The sequence below is a fragment of the Streptomyces sp. NPDC003300 genome (genome assembly GCF_040610915.1).
Taxonomy (GTDB): domain Bacteria; phylum Actinomycetota; class Actinomycetes; order Streptomycetales; family Streptomycetaceae; genus Actinacidiphila.
Window position 1 is genome coordinate 86,935 of sequence record NZ_JBEXNE010000018.1, and the last position, 13,687, is coordinate 100,621.

Here is a 13,687-nt window from a genome sequence, read left to right on the forward strand (position 1 = left end):
GATCGGCCCGGGAGGTACCTGATCAGCCCTGGTAGTAACCGCCTCCGGCGGCCGGGGGAACACCCTGGCCGAGATTGCGCCGCGGATACTGCTCCTCCGGGTGGCCGCCGGGCGCCTGCCGCGGCGGTACGGGACGCGGCGGGACCGGCCGCGCGGCCTCGTAGCCGGAGGGGGAGGGCTGCGGCGGCTGCGCCGGGTACCCGCCGCCGTTGCTGTAACCGTTGCCGGTGCCCGTCCCGTTGGAGCCGCCGCCGTTGAAAGCGCCGCCGTTGCCGCCGTTGAAGGCGTTCCCGTTGAAGCCGCCGCGCGGGGCGGCGGTCTGCTGCGGGATGTACGGCGCGGGCGGCGGCTGGTACGCGGGCGTCGGGTAGCCGTTCTGCGCGGCGGGCTGCGGCTGGGTGTACTGCGGCGAGGGGGCCGACGGCCCCGACGGCAGAGCCGGGAGCGCGGGCAGCGCGGGAAGGTTGCTGCCGGGGTAGCCGCTGTATCCGGTGCCTGTCTCGTACGGGGTGTAGGACGGCACGCGGATGGGGGCGATCTGCGGTGTGCCTCGCTCGGCCACGAGGCTGTCGTAGATCGGGGTGTCCGGGAAGGACGAGGACGAGGGGTAGTAGCCGCTGTAGCCGCCACCATAAGAACCGCGGGGGGAGCTCATGAGCCATAAGTTAAGCCCACGATGTGGTCGTTGGGGAGACCGATTAGCGGGTTGTTTGCGCTGCGTGTTGCGCGGTCCTGTCCCCAATATGAGCGAATCCGGGGAAAACGGTCAGCGTCTCATCATGTGATCAGGTAAAAGCCGTGCGTCCTTGGTGTTACCGGGCGTCTCGGCGCACGTGCGAGGGGGCATCCGATGACGCTGCGCAAGGGCGAGAACATGCCGCTGCCCACGGCGGTCCTCCAGGTGGAGTTCACCAGGCGGGCGGGTACGGGCATCCCGCGCGCCGACGTCTGCGCGCTGCTCGTGGCGGACACCGGGGCCCGCGATGCGGACGATCTGGTGCACGCCGCCGCACCCGTGCACCCCTCCGGCGCGGTGCGCTACGCGGCTGGTGGAACGCCGGATCCGGACCCGGCCGCAGGCACGGTCACTGACACTCTTTCGGTTGACCTCGCGTCCGTCGAAACGGCCGTCACCTCCGTGCTGATCGTCGCCCGCTCCGACGGCGGCACCTTCGGCCGGATCCCCGGACTGCGGCTGCGCGTCACCGACGGGGGAGCGGAGGTCGCGCGCTTCGACTGCGAGGGGGCCACGGCGGAGACGGCGTACGTCCTCGGCGAGTGTTACCGGCGCGGCGGCGGCTGGAAATTCCGGACGGTCGGGCAGGGGTACGGCTCCGGGCTCGCGGGGCTGGGCGCCGCGTACGGGCTGCGGGCGGATCAACTGCCGGAGCGGCTGCCGGACGTGGTGCCAGAGCCGGTACCCGATCCCGTACCTGAGCCCATGTCCGACCCTCTGCCCGAGGCGACACGTGCCGTCGCTCCGGAGCCGACCGTGGTCGTACCCGTCGCACCACCCGCCCCGATGGCGCCGCCCGTTCCGGCTTCGGCACCCGCCCCCGTACGGCTGTCCAAGGTCACGCTCACCAAGGACGCGCCGGCGGTCTCGCTCACCAAACAGGGCGGCGCCACGGGCGCGTTGCGGGTCAATCTGAGCTGGCGGGTCGACCCGGCCCGCGGCGGCGGGCGGTTCCGCAAGGGCGGCGGCGTCGACCTCGACCTGTGCGCGCTCTTCGAACTCTCCGACGGCAGCAAGGGTGTGGTGCAGGCCCTCGGCAACGCCTTCGGCTCGCTCTACCAGCCGCCGTTCATCCTGCTCGACGGCGACGACCGCACCGGCGGCAGCGCGTCCGGCGAGAATCTGACCGTCAACCTCGACCACACCGCCCACTTCCGGCGGATCCTCGTCTTCGTCACGATCTACGAAGGCGCTCGCAGCTTCGCGGGACTGCACGCCACCGTCACGCTCCAGCCGCAGTACGGCGCCCCGGTCGACTTCGTCCTCGACGAGTGCACCGTGCAGTCCAACGTCTGCGCCCTCGCGCTGCTGGTCCGCGAGGGCGACGACCTCGTCGTACGGCGCGAGGCGCGCTATCTGGTGCCCAGGCGCGGCGTGAGCCCGCAGCGCACGACGGACTACGCGTACGGCTGGGGCCTGAACTGGACGCCGGGCCGCAAGTGAGGCGTGGCTGAAGGGACTTGGTGCGGACCTCGACGGGCTCCGTGCCGACGGGCTGGGTGCCGACGCGCCCTAGACGGAGGCGTCGGGCCGCGCGTAGGTGCGGCCCTTCCAGGCCGCGCCCCGGCCGCGGTAGTGCTCGACCGCGGAGTCGACGGTCATCAGCAGATACAGCGCCGCCGTGTACGGCAGGGTCGGCGCCAGCCACCACGGCTGACCGTAGTACCGCAGCATCGGTACGTAACTGGCCGCCATCGCCGCCCACGCCGCGAGCCCCAGCGCGCACAGCGGCCAGGCCCCGGCGATCGCGCCGCCGACCGCCGCGAGCGGCGGCACCAGATAGATCAGCGCGAGCCCGAGCACCGTGCCGAGCAACACCGCCGGATTGTGCCGGAGTTGCGCGTACGCGCTGCGCGAGACCATCCGCCACAGCTCGCCCAGGTCCGGGTAGGGCCGCACGCTGTCCACGCGTTCGGCGAGCCCGAGCCAGATCCTGCCGCCCGAACGCTTCACCGCGCGGGCGAGCGCCACGTCGTCGATCACCGACTGCCGGATGGAGTCGGGCACGCGGGCGGCGGCCACGGCCGACGCGCGGATCAGCACGCAGCCGCCCGCGGCGGCGGCCGTACGGGAGCGGGCCTTGTTGATCCAGCGGAAGGGGTAGAGCTGCGCGAAGAAGTACACGAAGGCCGGGACGATGAGCTTCTCCCAGCCCGTCTCCACGCGCAGGCGTGCCATGAGCGAGACCATGTCGAGGTCGCGGGAGACCGCGGCGGCCGTCAACTCGCGCAGACTGTCCGGCCGGTGGGCGATGTCGGCGTCCGTCAGCAGCAGGTAGTCGGGGCCGCTGCGCTCGGCGGCCAGCGTGATGCCGTGCCGTACCGCCCACAGCTTGCCCGTCCAGCCGGGCGGCGGCTCGCCGGGCGAGGAGACCGTCAGCGGCAGACCTCCGTGCCGGTCGTGCAGCGCGCGGGCCAGGTCCCCGGTGCCGTCGGTGCTGCCGTCGTCGATCAGGAAGACCTCGGCGTGGCCCGGATACTCCTGGGCCAGCAGCGACGGCAGGCTCACCCCGATCACCTCGGCCTCGTCCCGCGCGGGCACGACGATCGCGATCGACGGCCACTCGTCCAGCGCGCCCCGCCGCGGCAGCCGCACATCGGTCCGCCAGAAACCCCCCTGCCCGACCACCAGCCACACCCAGGCCAGCAACGACACCCCTGCGATCACCATCAACACCGTCACGCCCCGCAGTCTGCCGCACCCACCCCCCACCACCCGCCGCGCCCCGCCCTCCCCGAAGCCCGATCGGACCGCCTCCCTGCCCGCCCAAGGCCGCCCGACGGCTGCGGTACCCACCGCCTGCGGCGGCGACGACTTCGGTCCGGGCCGCGGCCATGGCCTCATCCGCCCGGGCGCGGCCCCCTGCCACCCGGCGCCCCCACCCTCCTCGACGCGGATCGGGCCGAACCTCCGACCGCCGCGCGGCGGCGGCTTCGGCGGTGCGGGGATCGGCATCGGGGCGTGGGCGGGTCGTGGGTGGTGACGCGACGGCGGGGCGGGGGGCGTCGCTAGAGTGGCGGGGTGAAGATCGCACTGGTGGACTCCGGGATCGGACTGCTCGCGGCGGCGGCGGCCGTACGGCGGCTGCGGGTGGACGCGGATCTGGTGCTGTCGTCCGACCCCGAGGGAATGCCGTGGGGTCCGCGCGGCGCGGACGACGTGACCGGGCGGGCGCTGGAGTGCGCGCGGGCCGCGGTCGCGCGCCGGCCCGACGCGCTGATCGTCGCCTGCAACACCGCGACCGTGCACGCGCTGCCCGCGCTGCGGGCCGCCTTCGAACCGGCCGTGCCGGTCGTCGGCACCGTGCCCGCGATCAAGCCCGCGGCGGCGGCCGGCGGCTCCCTCGCCATCTGGGCGACGCCCGCGACGACGGGCAGCGCGTACCAGCGCGGACTGATCGCGGAATTCGGCAACGGCGCGCACATCACCGAGGTGCCCTGCCCCGGTCTCGCGGACGCCGTACAGCACGGCGACACCGCGGCCGTGGCCGCCGCGGTCGCCGCCGCCGCAGCGCTGACCCCCGCCGGAGCGCGGGCCATCGTGCTCGGTTGCACGCACTACGAACTCGTCGCCGACCGGATCGCCGCGGCCGTCCCGGGCGCCGTGCTGTACGGCTCGGCGGACGCCGTCGCCGCGCAGGCGCTGCGCCGTGCGGGGTCCGCCGCCCGGGCGACCGGCGGCGGCCGGATCGAGGTCGTCCTCAACGGCCGGTCGGCCCCCCTCCCCGCGGCGGCGCTGGCGTACGCCGAAGGCGCCTCATTGGTGACACCCGCCACCGCCTGAGTGCATAGGGCTGCCTTCTGGTGGGTATCCCAGTACCCTTCACAGCATGACGCACCCTCCTCGGCCGGAGAGCGGCGCGCCCCAGGTCTGGACGGGGCGGGCCCGTAACCGCATGCAATGGGTGCTCGCCGCCTGTGGCGCCGCCTGCATGGCGCTGGGCATCGAGCTGGCCGTGGAAGGCCCCGACGCCGCCTCGGGCCTGGCCCCGCTGGTGATGTCCGTGGTGGGCTGCGTGGCCGTCGGACTGCTGGTGCTGTTCGGCACGGTCGCCTTCACGCATGTCAGGGTCCGGGTCGACCACGACGCGGTCGACGTGCGCTGCGGCCACATCGGAGTGCCGCGCCGCCGTATCCCGCTGGAGCAGGTCAGCGGCGCCCAGCTCGCGCCCCTGGTCAGCCCGCGCAACTGGGGCGGCTGGGGTTACCGCTGGCGCCCCGAGGAGGGCACCGCGGTCGTCGTCCGCCGTGGCCAGGGCCTGGTCATCGACCTCGGCAGCGGTCGCCGCTTCACGGTCACCGTCGACGACGCGCAGGGCGCCGTGGACACCATCCGCGACCTGCTGACGCTGCGCACCGCCCGCCACACCTCCGGCGCCTGACCCGCGTCCCGCGGGCCGGAGACGCCCAGGCCCGCACACCCGTATCCGGGGCGGGCCCCGAGGCCGCGCCACCCGGTCAGCGCAGTGGACCGAATCCGTCGTCCGGCAGCAAGAGGCCGGACGCCGACCCGGCCACCGGCGGGCAGCCGTCGTCCGGCAGAGGGCGGGCCGTGGCCATGCCCGCGAGGAACCCGGCTCCCGCTGTGACCACGGCGTAGCTGAGCACGTGGTCGACGGTGGCGAGCAGGGCGAGCCCGGTGAGGGCGGCGCCCGCGGTGAGGACGACGGGGGTCGGGCGCGGCGAACGCCACAGGGCGTACAGCAGCCAGCCGAAGGCGACGGCGAGCAGCGCCGCGCCCGGAATGCCCTGCTCGGCGGCGAGCTGAAGCGGCGCGGACGGCGGTGAGGCGGCGACGGCGGTGGTGGCGTCCGCGGGCGGACCGGCGTTCTCCTCGGTGAACCGCTCGGGCCCGACCCCGCGCAGCGGGTGCCGCTCGGCCAGGTCGATCGCCTCGTGCCACAGCTCGACCCGCGGCTGGGTGAGCTGGCCGGTCAGCGATTCGGACAGACCCGACGGCAGGGCGTCGACCGCGACGGCGTAGCTGCCGCCGACGGCGAGCGCGGCGGCCAGCGCCAGCCCGCACAGGCCGAGCAGCCGCCGCCGCATCCGGGCGGCGGCCAGCGAGTACAGGACGACGGCGATCCCCGCCGCGAAGCCCGCCGCCGAGCCCAGCGCGAGCGCGGTGACGGCCGCGCCCGCCGCCACGAGCCGCAGCCCGAGCCGCCACCCCTTGCCCCGGACCGACCACGCGGCGCAGCAGGCGGCGCCGACCGCGAGGACCAGCAGCGCGGCGTCGGCGTTCGGATAGCCGAGCGGCGGCGCGTCGGGGTGCGCGGACAGCCGGCTCGGCGGGACGAGGACCAGGGCGAGTACGGCCACGGCCGCGACGGCGGGCGCGAGCACCGGCAGCAGCGCGCCGAGGATGCGGCCGGCCGCGTATCCGGCGCTGACCGCGAGGATGGCGAGCAGGGTGCCCTCGGGGCGGGCGGCGCGGCCCGCGGCGGCGATCAGCGTCCAGACGCCGCAGCAGACGAGGAGGGCGATGCCGACGGCGTCGGTGGTGCCGCTGTACGGACGCGGTTCGCGCCGCGGCGGGCGCGGCGCTCCGGCCGCCTTCGTACGCGTGGCGCCCGGCGTCCCGCCGGCCGTCGTGTCCATCCCCCGGTACCCCCTGCCACCCGGGCGCGACGGGGTACCGTCACACCCGCGTTCCCCGCGTGGGCGCTGTCTGTCGCCACCGTAACGGGTGACACCCCGACCTGTGGATACGTCGTACGGGAACCCGGCACCACGTGGGAAACCTGGTGCTGGTGTGGCGTTCACCGTCGTTCTCGTACGCTCTGGGCATGGCGATTCCCGAATTCATCCGAGACATCCGCGCGAAGGCGGGGGACACCCTGCTGCTCCTGCCGGGTGTGGTGACCGTCGTCTTCGACGACCGCGGCCGGATCCTGCTCAACCGCCGTACGGACACCGGAAAATGGGCGCTCATCAGTGGCATCCCCGATCCGGGCGAGCAGCCCGCCGAGGCGGCCGTCCGGGAGATCGAGGAGGAGACCGGGGTGCACGCCGTCGTCGAGAAGGTGCTGAGCGTCTTCACCAACGAGCCGGTGAGGTACGACAACGGCGACCGCGCCCAGTACATCGACATCGTGCTGCGCTGTCGGGCCGTCGGCGGCGAGGCGCGGGTGAACGACGACGAATCGCTCGACGTGCGCTGGTTCGCGCTGGACGAACTGCCGCCGCTCGGCCCGATCGCCCGCGGCCGGATCGACATGGCGCTGCGCGACGACCCCACGTGGTTCGCGCCCGCCACCGCTCCGGGAGCGGCGCACCCCGGATACCCGGTCCCGTAACAGCCGCACCGAGGACACCGGCCAGCGCGGGGGTACGAACGAGGCCCAGGTGCGGAGCCGCCCCGTGCCGGTTCCGAACCCGGGCCTCGCCCAGGGGAGGCACCGCGCGTGTCCCGGCCATCGGCCGCCGGGACCCGAGGCGTATGCCATCGAGCCGATCTTCACGCCACACCCCCGTTGGGTGGCGGAAGACCGCCAAGCTTGTTTGCCTTCACCGCACTGATCGACTAATCAATCGACTACATCGACTACTCAGCTGAAGGGCCTGGCTCAAGCATTGGGCACGGCGGCCTCAACTCGTCCTCAACTGGTCCTCATTGGAGCCCGCGGTCTATGATGCAGTTTCCGATCACAACGCCGGGCGAGCCCGGTAAGGGGGACGGCGTGAGGTTTCGGGTCCTCGGCGCCTTGGAGGCCTGGTCCGGTCGGACCCGAATACCCTTCGGCGGGCCCAGGGAACAGCGAGTCCTCGCGCTGCTGCTCCTCGAAGCCAACAGGACCGTATCGCTCAGCCACCTCGTCGACGCCCTCTGGGACGAGACTCCGCCCGCCACGGCCGGAAAGCAGATCCGCAACGCGGTGTCGCGACTGCGCTCGGCGCTGGTCGCCGCTCCCGGCGGGACCGGGGACATCACGGCCGTCGGAGACGCGGGATACCGGATGGCGGTGAGCGAAGGCGCGCTGGACAGTGCCGAATTCGACCGTCAGGTGGCCGCCGCGGAGTCGGCGCGCGTCGCGGGCGACCTCGCCGAGTGCGTGGAACTGCTGGGCGCGGCGCTGGAGTTGTGGCACGGACCCGCGCTCGCCGGCCTCTCGGGGCGGGTGATCGAGGCCAGGGCGGCGGCCTGGAACGAACGGCGGCTCGCGGTCCAGGAGACCTGTACCGACCACCAGTTGGCCCTCGGGCGGCATACGGAAGTGGTCGCCTCGCTGTCCGCGATCGTCGCCGAGTACCCGCTGCGCGAGAAGCCGGTCAGCCAGCTCATGCTCGCACTGCACCGCGGTGGCAGACAGAGCGAGGCGCTCGCCGCCTTCCACGGGCTGCGCACCCGCCTGGCCGACGAGATGGGGCTGGACGTACCGCCCGCGCTCGACCTGCTGCACCAGCGGATTCTCGCCAATGATCCCTCGGTCGCCGCCCCCGAGAAGCCGCGCGCCACGGAGGGCGGACCGGTCGCCGCCCCGGCCCGCGTGCCCCGCCAACTCCCCGCCGCTTCACGGCACTTCACCGGCCGCCGCAGACAGCTCAAGCTCCTCGACGAACTCCTCGACCACGCCGTGCAGTTCGGCGGCACCGCCGTCATCTCGGCCATCGACGGCACCGCGGGCATCGGCAAGACGACGCTGGCCATCCACTGGGCGCAGCGCAACGCCGAGCGCTTCCCCGACGGCCAGCTCCACGTCAATCTGCGCGGATTCGCTCCCGGCTCCCGCCCGTTGGCGCCGGTCGAGGCGATCCGCGGCTTCCTCGACGCGCTCGGGGTGCCCGCCGAGAGCGTTCCCGAGGAACTGGACGCCCGCGCCGCGCTCTACCGCACCCTGCTGGCGGGCCGCCGGGTCTTGATCGTTCTGGACAACGCGCGCGACACCGACCAGGTCCGGCCGCTGCTGCCCGGCAGCACCTCCTGCGCCGTGGTGATCACCAGCCGCAATCAACTGACCGGCCTGATCGCCGCCGAGGGCGCCACCCCCGTCACTCTCGACCTGCTCAGCGCGGTGGAGTCGCTGGACCTGCTGGCCCGCCGCCTCGGCCCCGAGCGCACCGCCGCGGAACCCGAGGCAGCCGCCGAACTGGTCGAGCTGTGCGCCCGGCTGCCGCTCGCCCTGAGCATCGCCGCCGCCCGCGCCCTCGTCTCGCCCCGGCTGTCGCTCGCCGACCTGGTCGCCGCGCTGCGCGACGTACGGCACCGGCTCGACACCCTCGACATCGGCGACGCCTCCACCGACCTGCGCGCGGTCTTCTCCTGGTCGTACGGGCACCTGTCGGAGTCCGCCCGGCGGATGTTCCGGCTGCTGTCGGTCCACCCGGGACCCGACATCACCGTCCCGGCCGCGGCGAGCCTGACCGGGGTGACCGTCGCCGAGGCACGCCGCGCGCTGTACGACCTGACCCGCGCCCACCTGGTGATGGAGCATGTGCCGGGCCGCTTCACCTTCCACGACCTGCTCCGCGCGTACGCCGGTGAGCTGACCGCCACGCACGACACCGAGGCGGAGCGCCGTACGGTCCTGCTGCGGGTGCTCGACCACTACCTGCACACCGCCCACGCGGCGGCCAGGCTGCTGAGCCCGGTGCCGATCCCGCTGACGCTGGGGGACCCGGAGCCGGGCGCGGTGCCCGAGACGCTCGCCGACGCGCGGCGGGCTGCGGAGTGGATGGAGGCCGAGGAGCAGGTCCTGATGGCCACCGTCACGCAGGCCGATGTCAACGGCTTCGACGTGCACTCCGACCGGCTCGGCTGGATCCTGATGGGCGTCTCCGACCGGCGCGGCCCCAACCCGGCGTCGCCGCCCGACCCCTGGGGCCCCCGGCGCTCCGGCGTGCACCGGGGTCTCGGCACCAGCTACTCGTGGCTGGTCGCCTACCCGGCCGCCCTCACCCACCTCGAACACTGCGCCGGGGTCTACCGCGACCTCGACGACAGCACCGGTCTCGCGCACACCTACTTCGGCCTCAGCTCGGTGCTCGAACACCGGGGCCGCTACCAGGAAGCGCTCGAATACGCCCAGCAGGCCGCGGAGTTGTTCAACGTCGTCGCGCACCAGCACGGCGAGGCGCGGGCCCGTAACGCGGCGGGCTGGCTGCTGGGCAGGCTCGGCGACTTCGCCGCCTCCCTGACGCAGTGTCAGCAGGGCCTGGCGCTCTACAGCGTGCTCGGCGACCGGCCGATGCAGGCGGTCGCCTGGGACAATCTGGGCTACGCCCACCACGGGCTCGGGCAGTACGCGGAGGCCGTCGATGCCTTCGAACGGTCGCTGGAGATCACCCGGGCGTTGGGCGACCTCGCCGAGGAGGTCGTGACGCTCAGTTATCTGGGTGACACCCATCACGCCGCCGGTGACACGGCCGCCGCGGCCGAGGTCCGCCGCACCGCCCTGACCATTCTCGAAGGGCTCGAACCCCGCGAGGTCGCCGTGCTGCGCGAGGTGACCCACCTGTAGCCGCCGGTTGACGGACCAGAAGGCGTCTGTCACGGTTTTCCCAGGGGCTTGTCCTGCCCCACAACAGCCTCCGTGGGGGAACTCCCCTTCACACGGGGGCTTTTCGCCGCCCTGACCGCGCCGCGGGCGCCGGGCGAGCACACCCCCGCACCCGCGCGTTCACCTCGGCGATTCCCGCCGGTGGCCGCGCCGGTGTCACGCCTGTGATCCCTGCCTCACCGCCCGACGGCGATGTCACATCCGCTCGCGGAGGGCTCCTCTTGGGGCCGTAGAGCTGATCGTCGCCGCCTCGAACGACACACGCGACCGTGAGCGCCTGCCACGCCCACGGCAAGGAGGAATTGTGAACAAGTTGCGGGGCAACCCGTGGGCGATCCTGACGGTGCTGTCCATCGGGTTCTTCATGACACTGCTCGACCTGACGATCGTCAACATCGCCATTCCGGACATGGTGGAGCACCTGAACGCGTCACTCGACCAGATCCTGTGGATCACCAACGCGTACACCCTGGCGCTCGCCGTACTCCTGATCACCGCGGGCCGGATGGGCGATCTGACCGGCAAGAAGAACCTCTTCGTCTACGGCGTCGCGCTGTTCACCCTGGCGAGCCTGGCCTGCGGTCTGTCGCAGAACCCGTCGCAGCTCATCACCTTCCGCGCGATCCAGGGCATCGGCGCCGCGATGCTGCTGCCGCAGACCCTCTCCCTGATCATCGACGTCTTCCCGCACGAGAAGCGCGGTGTCGCGCTCGGCATCTGGGGCATCGTGGCCGGTGTGTCCGGCGCCGCGGGCCCGGCCGTCGGCGGTGTGCTCGTCACCAAGATCGACTGGCGCTGGATCTTCTTCGTCAACATCCCGCTCGGCGTCCTGGCGGTGGCCGGCGCCCTGCTGTTCATCCCCAACGCGGAACGAACGGTCAAGCACCGCTTCGACGTTCCAGGCGTCGTCCTGCTGTCGCTGACCCTCTTCCTGCTCTCCTTCGCGCTGATCGAGGGGCAGAAGTACAACTGGAACGGCTGGATCTGGACGTCGATCGCCGCCTCCGCCGTGGTCTTCGCGGTCTTCCTGGTCTACCAGCGCGGCCAGCAGGACAACGAACCCCTCGTGCCGTTCTCGCTGTTCAAGGACCGCAACTTCACGATCATGAACTTCGTCGGCATCGCGATCTCGTTCGGCATCGTGGGCCTCTTCCTCCCGATCACCGTCTACCTCCAGTCCATCCTCGGCTACAGCGCCATGAAGTCCGGCATCGTGCTGCTGCCGCTGTCCGTCGGCACCTTCGTGATGGCCGGGCCCGCGGGTGTGCTCTCCGAGAAGCTGGGCGGCAAGTACATCCTGATGACCGGCCTCGTGCTGTACGGCGGCGGCCTGCTGTGGGTGATGTCCGTGGCCGACGTCGGCCAGAGCTGGACCGGCATCGTGGCACCGCTGTTCATCATGGGCATGGGCGCGGGCTGCACCTTCACCCCGATGGCCACCGAGGTCATGCGCAATGTGCCGCCCAAGCTCACCGGCGCCGCGTCCGGCGTCAACAACGCCCTGCGGCAGGTCGGTTCCGTGCTCGCGGGCGCCGTGGTTGGCGCGGTGCTCCAGGGGCAGCTCGCCTCCTCCCTCAAGGACCAGGCGGCGCAGCGGGCCGGGAGCGTACCCGCGGACTACCGCGAGGGGTTCGTGAAGAGCTTCGACAACGCGGGCAAGCACCTCGAAGTGGCAGGCAACACCTCGGGGTTGAAGCTCCCCTCGGACGTCCCCGCCGACGCGGCGCACCGCATCCAGGACGCGGGCACCGCGGTCTTCGGGCACGGCTTCATCGACGCCATGCACCCGACACTGCTGGTGTCCGTCGTGGTGATGGCGCTGGGCGCGCTGTCCTGCCTGCTCGTCAAGAAGATCGACGGCGCCTCGGCCAACCCCCACGGGCTGCCGCTCAGCGCGGACGAGATCGCCGCCGCGGAGGCCGCCGCCTCGCCCGCCGACCCGGCCCCCGCCAGGGGCTGAACCGGTACAGGGCGACAGCGGTGCGCGGGCTCCGTTCCCCGGTTCGAGGGGGAGCGGGGCCCGTTTCCCGCACCGCGCCGCCCCGCCCCGCACCGCGCCGCCCGCGACTCGCCGCACCGTACTGCGACTCACCGCACCGCACCGCCCGCGCCCGACCGCCGCTTCCGCGCAACCCCGAGGGGACCGTGCCCGCCATGCCCGACGCCACCCCCAGCCAAGACGACGCGTACGACAGCACGCACGACGACACGTACGACACCGCCGTCAACGAGGCCCTGGAACGGCTCGGTCACGCCGGGTTCTTCCTCGGGTCCGGCAATCAGCTGCGCGGATTCGCGCTCCACGCCCCGATGGGAGCCGAGGCGCTGGCCGCCCTCGGCCACGGCGACCAGGTACCGGACTGGGTTGAGTGGTACGCGGGCCACCGCGGCCTCGGCGCGCCGCCCGACCTCTTCGCCCCCATCGACGCGGCGGACCCCGACTCCTGGCGCGCCGCGCTCGGCGAGGCCCGGCGGCTCGCCGACTGGGCGACGCTGTTCCGGCGCGAGATCGACGGCGCGGGCTGGCGGGAGACCCTGGTCAAGTGGTGGCCCCGGCTGACTCCCGGCATGTTCGCCGGTTTGACCCACGGCGTGATCCGTACCGCGCACGCCGTACGCGGCATCACCGCCGTCGGCGCGCCGAGCACCGTACAACTCCATGAACTGGCCAACGGCCTCGCCTTCTGGGCCGCGCTCTACCAGCCGCCGGACGGCGCCCTCGCGCGCGGCGCGAAGGCCGTGGGCGCGGTCAGGACACTCGGCCGCCGACCGAAGTCCAAGCTGTTCGCCGCCGCCGACGCGCGGCTCGAACAGTCGGTGGACGCCGCGCTCGCCGAGCTGACCGCGATCGGCGCCGGGCGGTACACCCTGATGCGGCCGGGCGGCAATCCGGTGCCCGCCATCCACGCCGTCACCGCGCCCGCCGCGGTCCGGATGACGCTGCCGCACCTGCCGCCGCAACTCGCGCTGCCCTCCTACGAAGCGGTCCGCGACGTGTCGGGAACGCTGCTCAACATCTTCACCGGACGCGGCGAACCCGACCCCGCCGCACCGGCCGTGGACGCCCACGACCCCGCGGAGCGCCGCCGGATCGTCGAGGCCGCGGTCGAACTGCGCGACGAACACGCCATCAAGATCGCCGAGGTGGCGCGGCGCGAGTACGCGACCTACGAGGACCCGCGCTGCTTCGCCGCCGCCCACCACGCTGTACGGCTGCTCGGCGGCTAGGGCCTGTCCGGCGGATCACGAACGGCCCCTTCGCCCCATGGCACGCACGGGCCTGTCCCGCGGACCGCGAAGGCCCTCGGCGAAATGTCCTGCGAAGTGCCCCGCGAAGCGCCGTGTGGAGGGCCCTCGCGCGGGTCGGAAGAACCTCCCCCAACCCCCGTCTGAGCAGCGGCCTTTGTCAGTGCTTGGCGGTAAAATCGACAGTGTTCGAGAGGGTTGGCCGA

Annotated in this window: 10 protein-coding genes; 7 read left to right on the forward strand and 3 right to left on the reverse strand. The window is 73.1% G+C overall.

Going from position 1 to position 13,687, the window contains the following annotated elements:
• Positions 1-22: 22 nt before the first annotated feature.
• Entirely contained in the window at positions 23-655 is a 633-nt protein-coding gene (locus ABZX65_RS24705) for a DUF6643 family protein (protein ID WP_355343905.1), read from the reverse strand.
• A gap of 195 nt (positions 656-850) precedes the next feature.
• On the opposite strand from ABZX65_RS24705, the gene ABZX65_RS24710 reads away from it, so the two are divergent.
• Positions 851-2,179, forward strand: a complete 1,329-nt coding sequence (locus ABZX65_RS24710) for a TerD family protein (protein ID WP_355343907.1) — start codon at positions 851-853, stop codon at positions 2,177-2,179.
• 69 nt (positions 2,180-2,248) lie between these two features.
• Here ABZX65_RS24710 and ABZX65_RS24715 read toward each other — a convergent pair whose 3' ends face one another.
• Positions 2,249-3,406: a glycosyltransferase gene (locus tag ABZX65_RS24715; RefSeq protein ID WP_355344119.1), complete on the reverse strand. Its 1,158-nt coding sequence runs from the start codon at positions 3,404-3,406 to the stop codon at positions 2,249-2,251.
• 351 nt (positions 3,407-3,757) lie between these two features.
• On the opposite strand from ABZX65_RS24715, the gene ABZX65_RS24720 reads away from it, so the two are divergent.
• Both ABZX65_RS24720 and ABZX65_RS24725 read left to right on the forward strand, forming a co-directional pair.
• The gene (locus ABZX65_RS24720) at positions 3,758-4,519 is read left to right on the forward strand and encodes an aspartate/glutamate racemase family protein (protein WP_355343910.1); all 762 of its coding nucleotides are present in this window, start codon (positions 3,758-3,760) and stop codon (positions 4,517-4,519) included.
• Between the two features lie 46 nt (positions 4,520-4,565).
• The gene (locus tag ABZX65_RS24725; RefSeq protein WP_355343913.1) at positions 4,566-5,117 is read left to right on the forward strand and encodes a hypothetical protein; all 552 of its coding nucleotides are present in this window, start codon (positions 4,566-4,568) and stop codon (positions 5,115-5,117) included.
• 76 nt (positions 5,118-5,193) lie between these two features.
• Here the strand turns inward: ABZX65_RS24725 and ABZX65_RS24730 are convergent, their stop codons facing one another.
• Positions 5,194-6,336, reverse strand: coding sequence for an O-antigen ligase family protein (locus ABZX65_RS24730; RefSeq protein WP_355343916.1), 1,143 nt, complete (start codon positions 6,334-6,336; stop codon positions 5,194-5,196).
• Between the two features lie 188 nt (positions 6,337-6,524).
• Between ABZX65_RS24730 and ABZX65_RS24735 the strand changes: the two genes are divergently transcribed.
• From ABZX65_RS24735 to ABZX65_RS24750, 4 genes are all read left to right on the forward strand, one after another.
• A complete protein-coding gene (locus tag ABZX65_RS24735; protein WP_355343919.1) occupies positions 6,525-7,034 on the forward strand; it encodes an NUDIX domain-containing protein in 510 nt (169 codons plus the stop codon).
• Positions 7,035-7,418: 384 nt separating this feature from the next.
• Complete coding sequence (locus ABZX65_RS24740; RefSeq protein WP_355343922.1) at positions 7,419-10,196, forward strand: BTAD domain-containing putative transcriptional regulator; 2,778 nt, start codon at positions 7,419-7,421, stop codon at positions 10,194-10,196.
• Between the two features lie 343 nt (positions 10,197-10,539).
• Positions 10,540-12,195 carry an MFS transporter gene (locus tag ABZX65_RS24745; RefSeq protein ID WP_355343925.1) on the forward strand — a complete coding sequence of 552 codons (1,656 nt, stop codon included), beginning with the start codon at positions 10,540-10,542 and terminating at the stop codon, positions 12,193-12,195.
• Positions 12,196-12,389: 194 nt separating this feature from the next.
• Complete coding sequence (locus ABZX65_RS24750) at positions 12,390-13,463, forward strand: hypothetical protein (protein ID WP_355343928.1); 1,074 nt, start codon at positions 12,390-12,392, stop codon at positions 13,461-13,463.
• Positions 13,464-13,687 lie beyond the last annotated feature (224 nt).